Consider the following 18,024-nt stretch of genomic DNA (forward strand, 5'->3'; position numbering starts at 1 on the left):
TTTAGGTTATTATCTGATAGAATAGACTCAAAAAAAGGAGTCAACACATGTTTAAGGATATGGAACCAAAAGAGATACTAACCTTAACGTTATCTATACTAGCGCTACTTATATCAGTAAGTAATTGGATACGGGATTGGAAAAGAATCACAGTTAACATTTCAAAAAAAGATATAATAAAAAGAGTAGAAAGTTTCGATGCCGTTCCTGCTTTCCCAAACCAAAGCCTTGGTGTTGGCATAGCACTTCGTTTCCTTAATACTTCTAAATACTCAATGGGATTCTTTGACCTAGTATTTAGAGATGGATATTCGAATGAGTTGTTGCCTTGCTTTCTCACCTACTCATTACGTCCAGATATAGCAAAAGAAGAACTCCTAGGAATTACCTATAAAGACGAAGTCGCTCACCTCAATACAATGTATTCAAACTATGGGGTAATACCCTCAAATTCATGTGTAAATAAAGAAACCATCGTTTATCCGATTTCTGATAAAATTCGTATAAACATTAAATTTGCAAAGTTTTTCCCTATACCTAATTTTTTTAGTAAAACTAATAGATTTTCCAAATGGAAATCGGTCGTAATTAAACTAGATAAAGAAGAAATTAAAGTCCTTCAATCACATTCGTCAGAGCAAGAATCAGAGTCGTCACAAGAATGATCAGTGTATTTTTCAAAAGTAATGAAAGAAGTATAGGTAATAAAAGAAGCAATAAAATAATTATTATGGTCAGATAAATATCACTATCGCTCAGAATCATGTCAACAAGTCTGGTCAACTTTATTCTCTTCATTCAGTTACCTCCTTTTTTTGATTGAGGAAAACTCTCATACAAACACTCATAGATTTAAAGGTTGTATCGATTGATAATTAACTCTTTTAGGATCATGTACTACCTTTATCAATTCAGAAATACTATTATTTGAAAGACTTACTTCTATACACTTTGATCGCTCCTCGCTACTTCTAATAGCTTGGAGCAATTCTGCTATTTCTTCTGGCGTTCCTTCAATTTGCACCTTCATCCGATCACCTTCACCTTAATATTTTCCGGATGTGCTGATTCGATATCTCTCAGTCCTGTAAGTAAAGTGTTAACTAGAATGTCTTCGATAATACCCTGACTATTCAGAACAACTTTATAAGCTTTTTCAGCCTCAACATTCACATCAGCTTTTAGCAGCAACTGATTAGTGATAGTTACAAAAAGAGATGATGTTGCTGCACACACGATGTCGTTACCTAAATCCGCAAAGTAGGCATGGCCGGTAATCTCATAATCAACGAATCGGCCGTTTTCTTTGTTGAATGTCGCTTGAATCATTGCCATCCTCCTCAATCAAAGTCTGTTAATAAAAAAGTGCTTAACAGGAAATAGATTATCGCTGATTCAAATCCAAATAGTTTATAAGCCAACCAAATTAAGATTACTGTAATCATCTTTTTATCCATCGTCATCTTCGTCTCCTTCCGGAGGTTCATCTAAATCCGAATGACTGTCATCTGATTGGATGCCTAGCGCTTTTGCCTGCATAGTCAGATTCTTTTCTTTCTGCTCTTCTAGCATATCAAGAACGCTCTCCGGATCATCAATGTCATCCAACCAACCGAGTGAAATTAGCAGCGGTATAAACTCTTGAGAGTCACGGATTTGCTGAATGATATTGCTACGATCAATAGGCAGGTTGGGTTTAAACTTAATCGTCGTGCCTTCAACATCAACGTTGTGGCCCTTCACATTCAAGATGTTTTGCAGGAGCCGCAGCCGCTCAATAATTCCGTCCTCCAAGTAGCCAATCTTAATCGAGAGAATCAGTAGCAATCCGAATAGTTTATACTTCATTGCTTCACCGCTGATATTCCCGGCAAACTGCTCATCGTTAAGATTCGGTACATAAGTTGTTTTGTGAAAGTCGTTCAGTAACGAATCGGCTAAAGTTTGAACCTCGGCTTCCTGAAAAGTATTGCTCACGTATTCTGCTTTAGCTCCCAGATCTTGTGAAGGTGCCTCAACAACGATATTCCCGTTTACACTTTTCTCTCCGTCTTCTGGTAATGAGAAACCGTAAAGAACAAAAATAGCTTTGATGAAGTTCTCTTTATCCTTAATCCGGTCCGTCTGCAATACATTGTACTTATCAATCTGCGACAGCTGCTGCTCGTAGTCGCCTTGTTTCTCTTCGTTATTGCGAAACTCGACGACAGGAACTTCTTGATAAAAATGTTCCTTGAATTTCGGCTTGGCCAACATGTTAGAGTCGTCCAGTTTTTTCGATTTTGACTTGTAAGTAAATACCCCTTTAGAGGTATAAACTTGGACTTCCCAAAATTTTGTTCGTGTTAAATCTTGCTTTTCAATTGGTCGAACTGCAAATAATTTATTTCTATCAATAGTATCATCGACAACCAGAATCATTCCCCTGGGATCGATCCACGCTGCTTTTGGGATGGTCTCATTTTTTGTTCCAGGGATGATGGATAGGTAATGTAATTCGTACCCAACGCCCATCGATGACAAACCTTTTTCCAATTCCTTATCATGCTTCTTAATACGCATCGCATCCAAAGCTTCCAGCACCGGCGCAATGTCTTTGTCCTTAGCAGCCGTATAAGAAACAGGAGCACCAACAGTAAAACCTACCATCATGTCCGTCACGTACTTAGCGTTGTTTACAAACACTTCGTCGCGGTCATGCGGTAGGTCTCTTGGTGTTTCATTGATTTTGTGCGGGTTCCCTTCATAGTAATCAAACAACATCTGAAGCCGCGGAATCTCTTTCTCATGCTCTTCAATACAATAGTTGATGACGTCAAAGCTGGGATTATTAATATCACCAGCAAGCTCACGGTCAATTGCAATAGCCACTTTCTCACCTCTATCTTCTTAAATATTTTGGTTTCTTTTTAACTTTAGCGACTCTATTGGTGAACACGTCTTCTAGCGAGTAGCGTGATGCATCAATGGAGTGATTGTTGTGATCTGGGTAATTTCCTTTCAGATTGCCGTTATTATCTCGCTCAAGTTCATAAGTAGTGAACTCACGCTTCGTATTAGGGCAACGGTAGGGATCGATTATGATTTCTTCCAAATCTTGAAGGAACTTCATCCCATGCTCGATACTGCCAGGACCTTTCTTAGCGCCAGTTATCCTTAATCCCAAATCTCTCAATTCATTATTGGTTCTTGGCTCGGCGCTATCAGCAGTAATGATTCCGTTCTCTGGATCAACTTTCCTAATCTCTTCGACAATACGCAAGTTAGACAAAGCTGTTTTATGAACTTCAGCAAAGATATAAAGTTTTCTTCGAGTAGAATCGAAGTAATTTTTTGTAAAATGCATTGGGTCGCCGGCATAACCATGGTCCATCCCTCGGTGAATCTTGTCGAAAGAAGCGATCTCTTCATCGGTAATAACACGCACAGTAATATTCTTGAAGACTTCTGCGCCAGTACCAGTGATTAAGCCCATATACTCGTGATCGTATTTGTCCTTGTTAACCTTTTTAAGATGTTCCGCTTCTTGGATGAACAATTCCCCTAGCCACTCCTGCGGTACCGTTAGGTAATCACTGTGGTGGACGAAAACCTCATCACGAAGCTTTTGCTGCTCGACTTCGATATTTACCCAGTTAGTGTTACTTTCTGGTGGGTTGTAAGAATAGAACAACGTGATACCTGAACCACCACGACCAAGGAATTGCGTGATCGTTCGAAGCTCGGCCATCGAATTAAATTCATCAACCTCTTCATACCAGATAAACTTGGCATAACCACGGCGGAATTTAGACGCCTTCACCTTTTTAGGTTTCTCGGCACCTTTGAAGATAATCCGCTGTCCAGTCTTGATTTTAGTAATGCGTAACGGTTTGACTGATGCATGATATTCGTCAGTCAATCCAAGAATATCGATGGCCCACAGCATCTGCTCATAAACTGATTCTCGTAGCGTTTCAGCAACTTTCCGGAGGACTACAGCATTAGCATTCGGGTCTTTCTCCATACCTAAGATAATCTCAACTGAGATTGCTGAGGACTTGGTAGAGCCCCGCCCACCTTTCAACCAATACGAGGAGTTTAATCCTTCCCGCACAGCTTTATGAAACGGGTAAAAAGAAGGAGCTAAAACATCGGTCAGATTAACGTTCTTTTGTGTAATCATCTTAGCTGGCATGGCAATCACCTAATATCGTCGATGATATTAATGACTGTGCCGCCATCACTCTCATCGCTGTCTTTATTAATGAGTGCCCGAGTTGTCTGAGCTTTCGTGTAATCCGTCTGAGCTTCGTTTCTAGTGATCTGTCGATCCATTAAGGCCATTCGCTTCTCTGTTAAATTGAGGTCGTTCAGCTGCTTAACGGCTCTAGTGAGCTGGGCACTGATCCTGGTCAACGCTTCCTCGATAGCAAGGATGTCTTCAATCTTGCGAAAAATCTTCTCTCGCTTCTCAGTGATCACCATTGTAGGAACCTCGACAGAAACCTTTCTTCCACCTTTTTCCGAGTCAACGAATTGCTTTCGTCCGCGTAATTCATGAAGTTGTTCAATCTCTTTTTGATCAAGTCCATCCTCGGCTGCCTTGATCCGGTTCATCATCCTGTGCTGACGAATCTTAAGCAGACGGATTTCTTCAGACAAAACAAAAAGAGGGTCATCACTCAAACTTGAGTAGATTTCCCTCTCTTCTTTAGTTAATGTATCAGCGAATATTGATTCGTACTCACCAGTTTTCAAGGCGTTCTTATTTCCTGGAGGAGCTTTTCCTCCTTTGTTACCTTTAGCATTTTTACTTCCTTTCGGAGCACCACCTTTGTTCGTAGTACTACAGTTGGCACTTGCAGTACTACGAATCTCTGGGTGTAGTACTGCGTTCCATTTGTCGCGTGACTTCCAAGCGGAAATAGTCTTTTCTGGAACAGATAATTTTTTTGCAATTTCACGATTAGTAATTGTTCCATCGGAATTTTTAAACATCTCAAATGCTTTATCACGTTTAGGGTCTCTTTTTCTAGCCATCCACTTGCACCACCTCGCAATCGATTCTTGAGTTAAGTTTGTTTTTTATTTTTCAATATCCTTCAACATCAAATCAGCTTCAATCAGTGTCTTAAGATCGCTGACCGAATTCAGCTTTATTTCTCCGGCTTGCAGGTTGTTAAGCCACTTCCCAAGCGCTACTCTGATGATTTTTTTATATTCCTCAACCGATTCCGCTCTCTCCAAAGCTTTTTCGATTTCATACTCTAAGTCAAAATTTTCATTTTCCAATTGTTTGCACACTCCGCATCTGCTAAAATGCTAAAAGGCACAGAACTGAGGTAAAAGCACGCGCGTGTGGTTTCTGTGTCTTCGGAGCTTGTGCTCTGTAGAAAGGGCTGGCGTTGGTGCGCCAGCCTCTTTTTATTGGATCAACTTAGCTTTGCCGCCAGTTGCTTTCTCCCAACGAGCAATGATTACATCACAAAAGATGGGATTAAGTTCCATCGTGTAGCAGATACGGCCAAGCTCTTCACACAGCATCAGAGTGCTACCTGAACCGCCGAAATAGTCAGCTACTACATCGCCACGTTTAGAACTATTGCGAACCGGAATGGCAATTAGAGATAACGGTTTTTGAGTTGGATGATAATATTTATTCGCATCATCTTTCGGAATCTGCCAAATAGTTACATCTGGCAAATCATTGACAAGATCGTCTTTCCAAATAGAAGTCTGCTTCCGATTACCATACCATTGTGGTGCCTTACCAGACTTGTGAGCGTAAAAAACTGGTTCATGCTGCCAACGATACTGACTCCACCCGAATGTTGCATTATTCTTTACCCAAATGCACTGGGCCCGTACTTCGATGCCAGCAGCGTTCATTGCATTCTCAAACTCTCGTTGATATGATGATCCATGGAATACATAAATGCCAGCGTCGTCATGCATGATACTTGAGTAATTCTCGAACACTTTAGACAGAAATTCAACAAAATCATCATAGGACATATTGTCATTCATAATCTCACCGCGACCTGAGGACTGTAGCTCCTCATTTCCAGACTGAACTGCCACGTTGTACGGTGGATCGGTTACAATCAGGTTAGCTTTGTTTCTCTGCATAAGATGAAGCACATCGTCTTCACTAGTCGAATCGCCACACATAAGATAGTGTTCGCCTAACTGCCATAATTGTCCAAGTTTTGTTGTTGGCTCTTGATGGTTCTCCACGAAATGATTCACATCGAAATCGTCTTCAACAATTGGTTTCTCAGTATCCTCCTGGTAGTCAAAGGCAGTGATGATATCGTCAATCTCGCTTTCAGCAAAACCTGTAAGATCAATTCCCTCACTTTGTTCTGATAACTCTTTTAATAAAGCTCCCAGTTTCTCTTCATCCCACTTGCCGGAAATCTTATTAAGAGCCACGTTAAGAGCTTTCTCTTTTTCTAAGGGTAAATCTACAATGGAGACCTCTATTTCTTCCAGAAAGCCCAAACTCTTGGCTACTGTGACACGTTGATGGCCGCCGACTAAGTTACCAGTTTGAATGTTAAAAATTGGCGGATCGACAAAGCCGAATTCTTCAATAGATTTCTTAAGTTTGTCATACTCCTCCATGCCTGGCTTAAGCTCCACTCGCGGGTTATAGTCAGCTGGCGTTAATTCATTCAATTTCATTTTTTTAAATTTCATGAGCTTCACCTCTAACCAGTCTTACTATGTCGAAGTTCCCCCAAGTAGCTTCATCCAAGAATTGAGCTACTCCAAGTCCCTTTGCCCTTAATGCTAAACTAGTATCTGTGAATGCAATTGATTTCCCGTACTCTTTTAAATCAACTACAATTCCTTGAAAGACTCCCGCCGGCAATCCGCAGAAATCTGACTCTACAATAACTGATACAATATCTCCTTGTTTCAAATCATTTTCCATAACTTCCTCCACAAAAAAAAGGACCATAATAGGTCCCGTTAGTATTCAACTCTACTCAATAAAACTACTTCTTCTTCCATTCGATCTGTAAAACTATCAAAACTTTCTTTGAAGAAATTCCACTCATCAATATGCTGGATGGTGAAGTCAGCAACAATGTCTAGGTGATCTCTACCCAAGATATGCTGCCTTAACTCATTCAAATCCAAACCATTCAACAACTTATCACTCATTTTCATTCTCCTTACTCATCTTTCGTTGTAAGTATATTAACTCTGGATGGCAAATTTTTCTGGTACGTTCGATAAGATTATTGTGTGGTTCTCATGTCAAAAAAAGACAGCAATTAAGCTGTCTTATCCCACGTGATTCAATTGACAAAAGGAGCTGTTCCTCCCTTTCAAGTTTTAGATTTTGTGAGTATCTTTTTTAGAACGCTATCAGGGCTGACTCCTAATCATTTGATAATATCATATTAACTCATTTTTCGTCGACGATGGGTCGACAATTAGTCGATCAACCGTCGCCTTATAGTCGACTTTCAATCATCTATGGGTACCAAAGGCTTAGTTTCGCTATTTTGGACAAGTAGTCCTATTGCATGGCAAAACTGGATGAAAGCGATTCTGGACTCTTCAATTACTACATCTCTGCTAAAGAAAAGTCGGTTACTTATGTCCGTGACAGACATTCCATTTAAATATCTCATCATGAACATATTTCGTCGTCGGTCAGTTATATCCGGCTTCTTGGGATGAGAAATGGCATAATAGCCTGTGATAAATATACTATGGAGTTCTCTATACTCTGGCAGAAACTCTTCTCGTTCAATTAAGAATCTTTCCGCATCCCCGCTGAACTCTTTAGTGGTTGATGAAGGAATCTGGCTGAACGATTGAGTCATTTTAGGAACTCTTGAATGACCAACTTTCTCTCTTGCTGATTCATACTGAGTGATAAAGATATCAAAATTTTTCTCTGTTAATTTCATATCTACATCAGCACCCGTTGGTACTTGGTACTTACTAACATCAAAAAGCGCCATACGCTCGATTCCTCCTATGATATAATGAATTGTCGGAAACATTAATCAAGTCGGAGGAATCCGGCTTTTTTACTTTTTCTTAGCGGTCCCATTTTTTTCAGCCTTTTGCTTCAAGCGCCGCTTCTTTTTCTTTATCTTCGATTTAGTCTTTCCCATTAATTTATCCTCCCTGTTTATTCTGAAACATTGTATTCATATAGGTAGCTGATAGAAATAGCATTTCTTCTCTTGAAAAACCATTTTTGAGTAATGAATCTTTTAGCATTCCCAAGCTATTGCCCAAATCTTCCAAGGCTTGTAAATATTTACTCTTTTCGCTAATTGCTTCCAAAATGTCGTGTAGATCTTGATCATTCATGAAATACCTCCTTTCAAGCCGACGTTAGTGGACTAATTGAATATCAATAAGCCGCTTCAGAACTTCCCACTCGTCTTTCGTCATCACTATGTCGTGTTGAGTATTTTCCGGTTCTCTAACTGTCTGAATGCAGACCACTTCTTTCTTTGCTTCAAAATACAAGACATCTTCGCCGCCAATGTGCTTACTGACGAAACGCACATTATCAGCTACAAACCCTTCTTTTTTACTCATAGCTGTACCTCCTAGGGTGACATTTTCTTTTTGTATTTCAATTTCGGTTCTCATTGCTTCATCTCCATTCATTCGGTAGGCCTTAAACCGTACAACAATTTGACTGTAATCAACATTTCGCCAGGAGTACCCATATGATCAAACCATTCCCTTACTTCGGCTGAAATCGGCATCCAATCGCCACTAGCTCCTAACTGAAATTGTTTTTTACACTCTTCCTCGTCATAAGCTAGAATGGCACTTAAGCAGCCGTAAAATGACATGCCTTCTTCTGAATACTTACCAAAATACTCGACTCTCTCATTAATGAAATCAGGTAAATCGTATTTAGGTGGTTGAATCTTTCCATCTATAATTTCAAAGCCATGAACGGCATTGTGTGCTTCAATCATTGTATTCATTTGTTTTCCTCCAAACCTTTATTTACTACAAGCTACTGTTCGGAATATTTTAATTAGTGTCCTCTTAGGGATTTCAATGAACCATTACGAACACACGTAGTTTGTTAGTGTAATACCAATAATTTCTTTGCCTTGATTTTTTTAAATATCTTTCAATAATCTGCTATAATCACTTTGAGGAGTGATTAAACGATGGATTGGGAACCTATATTTGATATTCTTGACAAAATTAACGCTGTAACCGGCTTGGTATCCTTCATTATTTCTGGCGTTACCTTGTTTTTCTCAATTAGGATTAAGAACAATGTCGAGAATGCTAGAGATGAACAAACTCTTACTTTCCGCAAGCCTAAGATAATTGGAGACTTGCAAGGATACTCGATTTATATTGATAAAAACAATGTCGAACTCATTAACAAACATGCACTTAAAAGTTTTCTTATCGAACTTGAAGAAACATACCCATTTTTAAAAAGAAAAAAGAAAAAAGTGTTCAAGAGCTTGTACGAATCTTTAGAAAAAGATGATTGGTACTCTATAAAACGTGGTATCTCAAACTTGATAGCATACATTGAAAGGATATGACATCATGAATAAGAAAATGATTATTGAAAAATTGATAAACGAAACTGCTTCAAAAGACTACACGTGGCAACCCTATTTAAACAACGAATATGAGTTTAAACATACCTTTTTTGAAAATTCTCAGCATTTCATGCCAACACTGTCTTATGTCCTAAATGCTTCACAAGGCATTTTCTTTCTTGCTTCTTTTCGCGCCATGGTTATGCCCGATGGAATTGCCGAAGAAATCGCACTTTTGTTCTTCAAATCTGGTAACGAAAACCTTGAAGAAAGAATTGATGATAATTCTCCAGATTTATATGCCTTAAGGAAACTTATTGAGTTGAACAACGAAAATATTTACCCGAATCTTAATTCTCCTGTATCCTCTGGAGATTTAGATAATCCTAGTGATGCTCTTTCAGATTTCTTGAAGTGATATCTTACTCCTCAGCGTTCAACGTAATGGTTGAACGCTTTTTATTTTTCTTGATGGTTCGCTCAGTCTTTACTAAATTTATTAAAACAATTGTATTTATTAGCATTATTAATAGATTCATACTTTTTTCTCCTTTCAAGCGTCGGTTAGTGGACTAGCAATATATCCAATCTTGCTTTCCCTTCGGTCGCTCTTCAGCAGTATATTTTACAAATACATAAACACCCTCGATCCGTCCTTGATACCACTGGACTTGGCTGTCTTGTATACTGAAGCCCTTGTTCAGATACTCAGAAATAATTGACTGAAGTTCTTTGGCTGATGCTTCATTCAATATTTCTACTTTTACCTCACTCATTCCGCCTCATTCCCTTTCATTCCTTATATCATCGATCTTGCCGCCAACAATGGCTGTGTAAACAATGAAACTCACTATGAAAATTAGTACAACGATAAAAAGTTTCATTCCGCCACCTCCACTGGTTCGACTGTGCCGCCTGTGATACTTGCTATCCGATCAGCTTCACTCTTTGCATCAAATTTCATAATTCCATCTTTTTCATGAGGCGATATCAAACAACCTCTACCATGAAATTCAATAAAATAGCCATTGCCTACTTTCACTCGGTACTTAGATTCAACATCATAGCCATACTGAAAAGCGTTAATGAATCGGTATGGATTCTCAAAGGACCATTCTAGAATTTGTTCTTTAGGCCAAGATGAACAAATATGGAACAATCCATGATAGGCATCCACGCCACTTTGTTCTTCTTTATTACAGAAATCCAAGAATTCCTTCATGTAAGGCGGTACTTTTACTTTCCCTGGTTCAGTCAAATCACCAACCATTTTTTCAACTTCTCCAAAAAACTTATACATTAGAGTCTGAAGATAATCCGCTCGATCATCATCGCTGACATCCGTAAAATCAAGTTTTCTTATCATTTTTCTATTGGATTCAATCCAGTTAAGTAATCCCTGTTTATTCATTCAATCATTCCTTTCCTTCAAATGCTGAGTTAGTGGACGTAATTATGCTCGTTTTAAGCTACTTCTATATTGTATAATTTCCTTATCAGTGCAAGACTGCTGAAAAATACGATAAGGAGGGGATTAATATGGATGTAGCTACTTTGAAAGATTTTATTCTCAAAACAATGGAGAAACTCGAAACTAATAAACTTAACTCAGTCTCAGCTCCAGAATTCTTTTCAAATTTTACTGATGACGATTATGATTTGTTCATTTCATTAAAAGGGCAATGGAGTAAGGAACTTAGAATCATAACAAAACCAGGATGTAGAACACTCAACAAAATAGCAATAAAAAAAAGAGTCTAAGTTATTTGCACCTCAATCAAATTTTTTGGTTGAGGTTTTCCATTAGACTGGTGGTTAATAGCATCATTTGTCCATAAAGATTCTGACTACATCGTCAATGTCCTCACCATATACTTCATAGTCAAAGCCAGAGTCCAAAACTTCAAATATTGCTGAAGTTTTGCACGACAGATTTTTCTTGTCTAGTTCTGACCACATCTGTTCAATGTCCTCTAGAAAATGTTGTTGTTCCACGCTCAGTTCATTTCCCTTTTTTTCAAAGCCATCAACATGATAGGTGTAAATCGTATCGATCCCATTTTGATCTTGAGAAAGCTTAACGCAAGAACATTCGCCTTTTAGCTCTCCATTTACATAAATAGGTGTTTTATTAATCATTCAACTTTCTCCTTACTATCCTTGTTTAACTAACTGGTAGTTTTTCGACTCTTATAGAGTATTGACACCCATTATCTTCCCAAGAAGCAGATGCACCGTTCTCATAGGTTACAGTCACTTCAAGGCCTCTTGCTCTTGCTGCTTCATAATCAGAATTGAATTGGCTCATTGCCTTTTTTTCCGAGCTATACAAATCTGGATAAGCTAAATCATCATTAGGCGTTGTATCATAGGCCCAAACATGTTTCATTGGTTTACTCCTTTCTTTCGGTCATTACTGGAACTACGCTGACCCCATTTGTAAGCCAAAGTATACTTTTTCAATCCCATCATAATCATCAATTCTATATTCGAAGTTATCAGGTATTTCCACTACTTTTAGGTTCGAGTATTTTCCACTCGCCAAAGCTCCAAGCGTTTCTACTGCTTTAACTAACTCGGGCTCAGTTCTCTTTTTATCGTCATAACTATAGTCCAAGTCCTTCTCATCATACTTATCATCACTTGAATAATATTGTTCAGAAGTAACAGTGTAACTATCTACCTCCGGATCTATTTGAAAATAACTAACATGTTCCATCAATCCAATTGGCTCAAAATCACCCTTCATTCGTGAATAGGTATAAATAGTCTCACCATCAGAATCATAGTTAATTTTACAAACATAAGGAAAAACAGTGATTCCTTTTAACTCAAAAATCTTCATCATAGCTGCATGAGATAGCCCAAAACCGCCATAACATTTATTCAGTACAATTTTCATACAATTACCTCCAGTCCATACTTTCTTCCTTGATCAAACTAAGCGTAGTTTTGCGCTCAGTCCTAATACAAGGTATTCAATACACGTATTTGGCATGTTTTGCCTTCAGGTCATTCTTACTTGAGTCAATATAAAGCAAAGTAGTTTCGGCACTAGCGTGGCCTAGAAAATCTCGAACGTCATTTAACATCATCCCTTTATTACTGGCATCAGTTGCGGATGTTCGGCGATATTTATGTGGATAGGCTTCCTCTACACCTGCAGCTTTAGCGATTTTCTTAATCATCTTTTGGATACCACTTGTTGACATTTGTGATCCAATGCCAGCACCTCCGCAAATAATAGGTCCAGCAGTGTGAGGAAATTCTTGTAAATATGCATCAATATAGATTTTAGTTTTTGTGTTCACGAAAACCAAACGCTCTTTGTTTCCTTTCCCCACTACGGCAATTTCGCCAGCGTTTCGGTCATAGTTCTCCATCATAAGAGTGACTAATTCAGAAACCCGACAAGCCGTGCTGAACAATAACTCAAGTACCATTTTCTGTTTAGAACCAGTGCAGGCTTCTCTCATGAGTTCCAACTCTGTTTGCGTGTACGCCTTCTTTAGCCGCTGCTCGACTTTTATATTTTCGATTTTTCGACCTGGATCACTATCGAGATAGTCTTCTTCAAAAAGCCATTTGAAAAATCTTTTGATAACTCCCAATTCGTGATTCAGGGTTGAGTTTGCTAGTTGATCCACCAAAGTTCTGTGAGCAAGATACGTTCGAATATCGTGAGTTGAGATTTCCTTGAACTGTTTGTGTATGAATCGATTAAACTTGTCAATATTGTACATATAGAGTTCGATTGATCTGTCGGATAATCCGCGCAGTTTTAGGCTAACGAAAAAAGCTTTGTATGCTGCTATGTCTGAAGTTTCATCGTAGATGATGACCTCGTTCTTAGCTTCCTCCAACTGTAATTTTGATAGGTTGAAGGTCATATTTATCTTTAGCTTTCTCAATTGATCGCCGTTAAATTCCGACTCCAGGTCTGATACAACTTTATTAATAAATTTTTCTTTAATGTCTATTTCTTTTGTTCCTCCTGCGCTAAAGCTAAAATTTGCTTACGTTCAATTGTTTCCTTGTTCTTTAAATCGTACCTTCGTTTTATTTGATCAAAATGCATGTTAATTACTGGCCGATCGTGATCGTAAATAGTCAGCTCTTTATTGGCAAACATTGTAGGGTTTCTCAAAACGAAAAGATAAAGTTTTGTGATCCAGTTATAATGCCGAACAACCTCTGGCTCCTCGTTAACTCGGCTGACGTGCCAGCGATATTTACCCATCATTCAGTTCCTTTCGCTAAAAATCATTGTTATGTTTATCCTACAAATCTTTTAGAAGTTGACCTAAAGTAAAGCGAATAGTTCATATCGAGCTACTAATCGCCTTCTGATCCAACAGTAAATATTGCCGGGTTAACTACTCCTTTGCCTCCATAGCTATACTTGCCATTGTGCCAATCTTTTAATGCATCACCGTGAGCCCAACAATGCGATAGAGTATTTACAGCACAACCATACATAAAACCCGTAATACCTTCTTTATCGGCTTCATATTGAGTCTTGTCAGCAGCAACAGCTACACTTAAACCATTTGCAATCTTTTCTTCCATCAAACTTGCCCATCTTTCGCAATACTTAACAACACCGTTGCCGTATGGATCTTGATTATTGGTTACAAATGTTTGCCACCCTTTTTCTGCTTCATCATTTTTAAACTTCATTGATGACCCTCTTTTCTATTTTTGGAAATTAATCTTTTTCTTATCCAGCAAGTGCAAGTAAAGAATCCCTATGTCAATTACTTTTTGATTCATGATTTCCGCTACCTGTGAAGGTTTGAGCCCCAAGGAAAAGAGCGAAATTGCACGCTCTATTTCCTCATCAGACCAATCAAACTTTCCATTCATTAAGACAATCAATACGGATCAACTTCTCCGTCAGTGTCATCGCTGGATGTTTCAGTTTCTTTAGTGTTTTCATCTGAATCTGACTTTTCCGTTCCCGGATTTTCGGTTTTTGTTGCTGATTCATCTGAATCGACCACTTTTTCGTCAGAATCGGCATCATCTTCTCTGTCAATATCATCTGAGGAAGAACCGTCAATGTTCATCTCACTACTGTTCTTATTCCAAGTATCTGCAAATGGTGCAAAATGTTGTCGGGCGTTCTCTAGGTTATTCAAAAGTGTATATGAAGACATTTCATAATCAGCAGCGATTTTATCTGCTGTCTCACCGTTGTCCAAACGAATTAAAACATCTCGCGGATTGATAAGAAGTGTTTCTGGATACTGCAGGCTTGTTGCAGTTTTGATGTAAGTGTCAACAACACTTTTATCAACTGGAATCTGTTTGACTACAGTATTTTTCTCTCCATCGCCAAGATCAAGGGCAGTTTGCTCTTCGCGGATTACTTCAACAGTTCCATCAGGATTAGTCCAGTACTTCACGGCATGCTTTCCAGACTCTTTTTCAACCTCAGCCTCATACACATATGTGCCTGGATGAATAATCACGGTAATGTCGTGATCAAACATATTTTGCAAATCTTCGACGTGGCCTTTCAGATCCCGTGCCGATACTTCAAGTAATATTTTCTTAGTTCCCTTCGTAGTTCCCTTATCTCTTAATACTGCTTCAAATTCAATTGACATCTATTTGTCCTCCTCAAATGGTAGTTTGTCGTAAGAAAAAACTTGGAGTTGGAAAGAAAACACGACATAGTCTTCTTTCTGCATGAAATCAGTAAAAACCTCGCTTGCTCCTAGACCCTTTTGTCGTAGAACCAGCGTTTTTACTTCTCTCGATATCTTGTGCCCACTTCTTTTCAAACGTCTCTAACAGCGATTTAGCATGCTTTTCAGTACCAGTCGTATTTGACTGATATTTCACATTCCCTTTTTCGTCTAAAACCTGAACATCCCAATTTCTCATTTTTTTATCCAATACAAGTCTCCTCACTTAAAAAATAATTCTCCAAATGATTACTAGCAGTTTGATTAGTGCCATGAAGATTGTTCCGACTACTGCGAGATAGGCAGCTACCATCAGACACCCGCCAGTCAAATGAAATAAATCTTTCATCATTTCCTCCTAATAGTTAGTGGCATCCCGCCAGTGGTAATTGAAATTGTCGGTAACAAAAGGCTCCTTTTCATTCAAAGGCTTGGTTACCCCCTGTGTGATTACTTTGAAGTCTCTAGTCCTCACCACTACCGCTTCTACGGGGTGACCATATTCGTTAGCGAATAATCGGAAGCGCAACTTGTTTGACTGATCAATCCCGTACATACCGAAGGAATTCTTGACATCAATGACGTGTAGCCAATTCCCTTTATTATCTGAGATGATGAAGTCTGGTGAATAAGCAATGGCGGAAATCTTCCCACCACCAGGTAATTCAGTGAGCTTGGACAATTGAAACCGCGGGTGCACCTCAAAAGGTAAGCCACAATCTCTTACAAAACGCTGATAAAACAATGCTTCTTTTTGCGAATCGAAGGTGTAACCATCGATTTTTACCTTGGATCCTCGTTTATTCATTGCTGTTGGGCTATTTCCCATCAAATCATCCTTTCTGACGCATCCAAGACTGATTCAGTTTAGTTGGAGCTTTCTTAGACTGCATTTTCTTTCGGACCTTCACTGCATCCTTTTGATCAATCAATTCAACTACTCGGCCGCCGCAGGTTTCTGCAACCAGTTCAGCCATTTCCTTATTTTCGTGCTTTTTTGCATGTTTCAAAGATGGCATGCCATTTCCAGATTCATCCAAGTAACACATTTTTTTCACTACATAACTCAAATAGGACTCCTCCTTTTATCAGTTGTTTCTTTGAAGCGAAATGCATTTAAACGATCATCTACAGTTGCACCATTCAGCATTCGAGAATATATTCGCTCACCATACAAGGTATAAATTTGACTTGAGTTTAAATTACTCGTGAATATAGTTGACTTCTCTTGCCGAGATTCAGCTAATGATTGCAATGTCTCCAGCACAAATGTTGTTGGTTCGCTAGGTTTTTCCATCCGGCCTAACTCAGCTCCAAGGTCATCAATCACAACCAAATCCATTTTTTTTAATTCAGACACTAATGTCCGGCGGATCTCACGTCGAATCTCTGCATCATCAATTGCGTTTCGCAGCTGCTCAAGCAGTTCGCGAAAATTAACAATGCCGCAAGTTCTTTGATAACCGGACTTCTCAAGAACTTCCAGCATGATTGCGACAGCCAGATGAGTCTTGCCCGCTCCTGGTGTTCCTGTGAAAATTGCGTGAACGTTCTCTTTATTCAGAATTTTATTCGCCCAGTTTTGAGCTTTGAACTTGGCGTCCTTGGTTTCGTGATCAACGATCTTATAATTGTCAAAATTGCAAGTCCACACGCTTTGATCTGTAACTATCGAATTATTAACCATCTTCAGATAAGCAGCATCACGGACGGCCTTATCAACGATCACCTGTGCTTTTTCAGAATTACGTTGTAGCATTTCTCTGTGACCACAACCAGGAGCAGTGCAGACGGGACCACAACGTTCTGAGCCATCTTGTTTCTTATTTGCCCACTTGAGCATTGAACCTCCACATTTAGGGCACGGACCGGCTTCAACCAATGGACCAAATCTTTTAGTAATTCCCTCTATCAGAAGTCATCCCCCGTTTCTTTCCACTCTCGATCTGAAGAAACTATATTCTTATCAAACTTTATTTTCTTGTCATTAGTCAGGACATCTTCCACAGTCAGAAATCGTTTCTGTTCCCAATCCTTCAAAATCCCGTTTGTGTATCCATAGCTTCGCTTGTTTCGATCAATTGCTATTCCGAGTGCATGGATAATCAAAGCAATTGCATTCTCCTCAGTTGCACCAATTTTGACGAAATCTTCTACCCAATAATCGAAATCTTGTTTAGTTTTTGAAGAGATGGTTCCAAATCCATTTGACTCATAGTAGTGGTAGATTTTTTTCTGAGTGGGGTTTTTGCTCTTTACTCTACTTTCCTTTCCTTTACTTTCCTTTTCTTTCCTTTTCTTTGGGGGTTTTTCGCTATCATTTACTAAGTTAATGTCATCATTAACTCGGTTATTGTTGGCATTAACTAGAAAAATGTTACGATAACTATTTTGGTCCAATAAAAAGTACTCTGAAATGATAGGAATTTTAGCTCTTCTTGCTGTTGCTTCGAGATATCTTGTCTGAATACTGGCTGATGTGAGTACCGAATATTTGTCAAAAAGTGACCGGTTAAACATCTTTATTTCGAAGCAACTTTCTAGTATTGCATCTAGTTGATTTTCATCTATTGGCAAGTCACCCAGGAAAAGAACTTTTTGAATGCTATCGAATTTTGTGAAGTAGCCTTCTTCTCCATAAATAAGGTCCCAAAGTTCGTAGATTACCAACCTTGCAATAACAGAATTTTTAGATTCTACGTACTTAAATTTCGTGTCATATTTTGCTTTCACGTCTTTAGGGTAGTAGTCTAATCCTTGCTTAGTTGGCCTCGCCATTACTATCC

Annotated in this window: 32 protein-coding genes; 4 read left to right on the plus strand and 28 right to left on the minus strand. The window is 38.8% G+C overall.

Translation table 11 applies throughout. The annotated features are described in order from the left end of the window. Positions 1-47: 47 nt before the first annotated feature. Positions 48-665, plus strand: coding sequence for a hypothetical protein (locus tag I588_RS22365; protein WP_010756750.1), 618 nt, complete (start codon positions 48-50; stop codon positions 663-665). 179 nt (positions 666-844) lie between these two features. On the opposite strand, the gene I588_RS22370 is transcribed toward I588_RS22365, so the two are convergent. From I588_RS22370 to I588_RS22430, 13 genes are all read right to left on the minus strand, one after another. Beyond that, positions 845-1,030, minus strand: a complete 186-nt coding sequence (locus tag I588_RS22370; RefSeq protein ID WP_010756748.1) for a hypothetical protein — start codon at positions 1,028-1,030, stop codon at positions 845-847. Further along, positions 1,027-1,329, minus strand: coding sequence for a ribosomal-processing cysteine protease Prp (locus I588_RS22375; protein ID WP_010756747.1), 303 nt, complete (start codon positions 1,327-1,329; stop codon positions 1,027-1,029). The genes I588_RS22370 and I588_RS22375 overlap by 4 nt, the downstream gene beginning before the upstream one ends. Before the next feature lie 120 nt (positions 1,330-1,449). Then, the gene (locus tag I588_RS22380; protein WP_010756745.1) at positions 1,450-2,871 is read right to left on the minus strand and encodes a phage portal protein; all 1,422 of its coding nucleotides are present in this window, start codon (positions 2,869-2,871) and stop codon (positions 1,450-1,452) included. Between the two features lie 10 nt (positions 2,872-2,881). Further along, positions 2,882-4,177, minus strand: a complete 1,296-nt coding sequence (locus I588_RS22385; RefSeq protein ID WP_010756744.1) for a PBSX family phage terminase large subunit — start codon at positions 4,175-4,177, stop codon at positions 2,882-2,884. A 5-nt stretch (positions 4,178-4,182) separates the two neighbouring features. Continuing rightward, positions 4,183-5,022, minus strand: a complete 840-nt coding sequence (terS, locus tag I588_RS22390) for a phage terminase small subunit (RefSeq protein WP_010756743.1) — start codon at positions 5,020-5,022, stop codon at positions 4,183-4,185. Positions 5,023-5,067: 45 nt separating this feature from the next. Beyond that, the gene (locus I588_RS22395) at positions 5,068-5,274 is read right to left on the minus strand and encodes a hypothetical protein (RefSeq protein WP_010756742.1); all 207 of its coding nucleotides are present in this window, start codon (positions 5,272-5,274) and stop codon (positions 5,068-5,070) included. Positions 5,275-5,406: 132 nt separating this feature from the next. After that, positions 5,407-6,684 (minus strand): site-specific DNA-methyltransferase, encoded by a 1,278-nt coding sequence (locus I588_RS22400; protein WP_010756741.1) that lies wholly within the window; start codon positions 6,682-6,684, stop codon positions 5,407-5,409. After that, the gene (locus tag I588_RS22405; RefSeq protein ID WP_010756740.1) at positions 6,674-6,922 is read right to left on the minus strand and encodes a hypothetical protein; all 249 of its coding nucleotides are present in this window, start codon (positions 6,920-6,922) and stop codon (positions 6,674-6,676) included. Before I588_RS22405 ends, I588_RS22400 begins: the two co-directional genes overlap by 11 nt. Positions 6,923-6,960: 38 nt before the next feature. Continuing rightward, the gene (locus I588_RS22410; RefSeq protein ID WP_010756739.1) at positions 6,961-7,155 is read right to left on the minus strand and encodes a hypothetical protein; all 195 of its coding nucleotides are present in this window, start codon (positions 7,153-7,155) and stop codon (positions 6,961-6,963) included. Positions 7,156-7,463: 308 nt separating this feature from the next. Next, positions 7,464-7,967 carry an ArpU family phage packaging/lysis transcriptional regulator gene (locus I588_RS22415; RefSeq protein ID WP_010756738.1) on the minus strand — a complete coding sequence of 168 codons (504 nt, stop codon included), beginning with the start codon at positions 7,965-7,967 and terminating at the stop codon, positions 7,464-7,466. A gap of 160 nt (positions 7,968-8,127) precedes the next feature. Beyond that, positions 8,128-8,325, minus strand: a complete 198-nt coding sequence (locus tag I588_RS22420; protein ID WP_010756737.1) for a hypothetical protein — start codon at positions 8,323-8,325, stop codon at positions 8,128-8,130. Between the two features lie 24 nt (positions 8,326-8,349). Beyond that, on the minus strand, positions 8,350-8,613 hold the full coding sequence (locus I588_RS22425) for a hypothetical protein (RefSeq protein ID WP_034706231.1): 264 nt from the start codon (positions 8,611-8,613) through the stop codon (positions 8,350-8,352). 14 nt (positions 8,614-8,627) lie between these two features. Beyond that, positions 8,628-8,960 carry a hypothetical protein gene (locus I588_RS22430; RefSeq protein ID WP_010756076.1) on the minus strand — a complete coding sequence of 111 codons (333 nt, stop codon included), beginning with the start codon at positions 8,958-8,960 and terminating at the stop codon, positions 8,628-8,630. Between the two features lie 192 nt (positions 8,961-9,152). Here I588_RS22430 and I588_RS22435 point away from each other — a divergent pair, with 192 nt between their 5' ends. After that, a complete protein-coding gene (locus tag I588_RS22435) occupies positions 9,153-9,545 on the plus strand; it encodes a hypothetical protein (protein ID WP_010756075.1) in 393 nt (130 codons plus the stop codon). A 4-nt stretch (positions 9,546-9,549) separates the two neighbouring features. Continuing rightward, a complete protein-coding gene (locus I588_RS22440; RefSeq protein WP_010756074.1) occupies positions 9,550-9,963 on the plus strand; it encodes a hypothetical protein in 414 nt (137 codons plus the stop codon). Positions 9,964-10,117: 154 nt separating this feature from the next. Here I588_RS22440 and I588_RS22445 read toward each other — a convergent pair whose 3' ends face one another. Beyond that, positions 10,118-10,321 carry a hypothetical protein gene (locus tag I588_RS22445; protein WP_010756073.1) on the minus strand — a complete coding sequence of 68 codons (204 nt, stop codon included), beginning with the start codon at positions 10,319-10,321 and terminating at the stop codon, positions 10,118-10,120. Positions 10,322-10,425: 104 nt separating this feature from the next. After that, on the minus strand, positions 10,426-10,956 hold the full coding sequence (locus I588_RS26580; RefSeq protein WP_010756071.1) for a hypothetical protein: 531 nt from the start codon (positions 10,954-10,956) through the stop codon (positions 10,426-10,428). A gap of 128 nt (positions 10,957-11,084) precedes the next feature. Between I588_RS26580 and I588_RS22455 the strand changes: the two genes are divergently transcribed. Next, entirely contained in the window at positions 11,085-11,306 is a 222-nt protein-coding gene (locus I588_RS22455) for a hypothetical protein (protein ID WP_010756736.1), read from the plus strand. Positions 11,307-11,369: 63 nt separating this feature from the next. Here the strand turns inward: I588_RS22455 and I588_RS22460 are convergent, their stop codons facing one another. From I588_RS22460 to I588_RS27940, 13 genes are all read right to left on the minus strand, one after another. Beyond that, positions 11,370-11,684: a hypothetical protein gene (locus I588_RS22460; protein WP_010756735.1), complete on the minus strand. Its 315-nt coding sequence runs from the start codon at positions 11,682-11,684 to the stop codon at positions 11,370-11,372. A gap of 25 nt (positions 11,685-11,709) precedes the next feature. Continuing rightward, positions 11,710-11,934, minus strand: coding sequence for a hypothetical protein (locus I588_RS22465; protein ID WP_010756067.1), 225 nt, complete (start codon positions 11,932-11,934; stop codon positions 11,710-11,712). Positions 11,935-11,967: 33 nt separating this feature from the next. Then, entirely contained in the window at positions 11,968-12,447 is a 480-nt protein-coding gene (locus tag I588_RS22470) for a hypothetical protein (protein WP_010756066.1), read from the minus strand. Positions 12,448-12,523: 76 nt separating this feature from the next. Further along, entirely contained in the window at positions 12,524-13,435 is a 912-nt protein-coding gene (locus tag I588_RS22475; RefSeq protein ID WP_010756734.1) for a tyrosine-type recombinase/integrase, read from the minus strand. Between the two features lie 86 nt (positions 13,436-13,521). Further along, on the minus strand, positions 13,522-13,788 hold the full coding sequence (locus I588_RS22480; protein ID WP_010756733.1) for a hypothetical protein: 267 nt from the start codon (positions 13,786-13,788) through the stop codon (positions 13,522-13,524). 92 nt (positions 13,789-13,880) lie between these two features. Continuing rightward, positions 13,881-14,225, minus strand: coding sequence for a hypothetical protein (locus tag I588_RS22485; protein ID WP_010756732.1), 345 nt, complete (start codon positions 14,223-14,225; stop codon positions 13,881-13,883). A 194-nt stretch (positions 14,226-14,419) separates the two neighbouring features. Further along, on the minus strand, positions 14,420-15,157 hold the full coding sequence (locus I588_RS22495) for a hypothetical protein (protein WP_010756731.1): 738 nt from the start codon (positions 15,155-15,157) through the stop codon (positions 14,420-14,422). A gap of 88 nt (positions 15,158-15,245) precedes the next feature. Continuing rightward, entirely contained in the window at positions 15,246-15,449 is a 204-nt protein-coding gene (locus I588_RS22500; RefSeq protein WP_034693076.1) for a hypothetical protein, read from the minus strand. A 15-nt stretch (positions 15,450-15,464) separates the two neighbouring features. Beyond that, complete coding sequence (locus I588_RS28105; RefSeq protein ID WP_281169969.1) at positions 15,465-15,587, minus strand: hypothetical protein; 123 nt, start codon at positions 15,585-15,587, stop codon at positions 15,465-15,467. Between the two features lie 9 nt (positions 15,588-15,596). Then, complete coding sequence (locus I588_RS22505; RefSeq protein ID WP_010756729.1) at positions 15,597-16,067, minus strand: DUF1064 domain-containing protein; 471 nt, start codon at positions 16,065-16,067, stop codon at positions 15,597-15,599. A gap of 4 nt (positions 16,068-16,071) precedes the next feature. Next, the gene (locus I588_RS22510; protein ID WP_010756728.1) at positions 16,072-16,308 is read right to left on the minus strand and encodes a DUF3800 domain-containing protein; all 237 of its coding nucleotides are present in this window, start codon (positions 16,306-16,308) and stop codon (positions 16,072-16,074) included. After that, complete coding sequence (locus I588_RS22515) at positions 16,305-17,081, minus strand: ATP-binding protein (RefSeq protein ID WP_010756727.1); 777 nt, start codon at positions 17,079-17,081, stop codon at positions 16,305-16,307. Before I588_RS22515 ends, I588_RS22510 begins: the two co-directional genes overlap by 4 nt. A gap of 68 nt (positions 17,082-17,149) precedes the next feature. Continuing rightward, positions 17,150-18,016 (minus strand): Lin1244/Lin1753 domain-containing protein, encoded by an 867-nt coding sequence (locus I588_RS27940; RefSeq protein ID WP_010756726.1) that lies wholly within the window; start codon positions 18,014-18,016, stop codon positions 17,150-17,152. Positions 18,017-18,024: the final 8 nt, after the last annotated feature.

This window comes from Enterococcus pallens ATCC BAA-351 (assembly GCF_000407485.1).
Classification (GTDB): Bacteria; Bacillota; Bacilli; order Lactobacillales; family Enterococcaceae; genus Enterococcus_A; species Enterococcus_A pallens.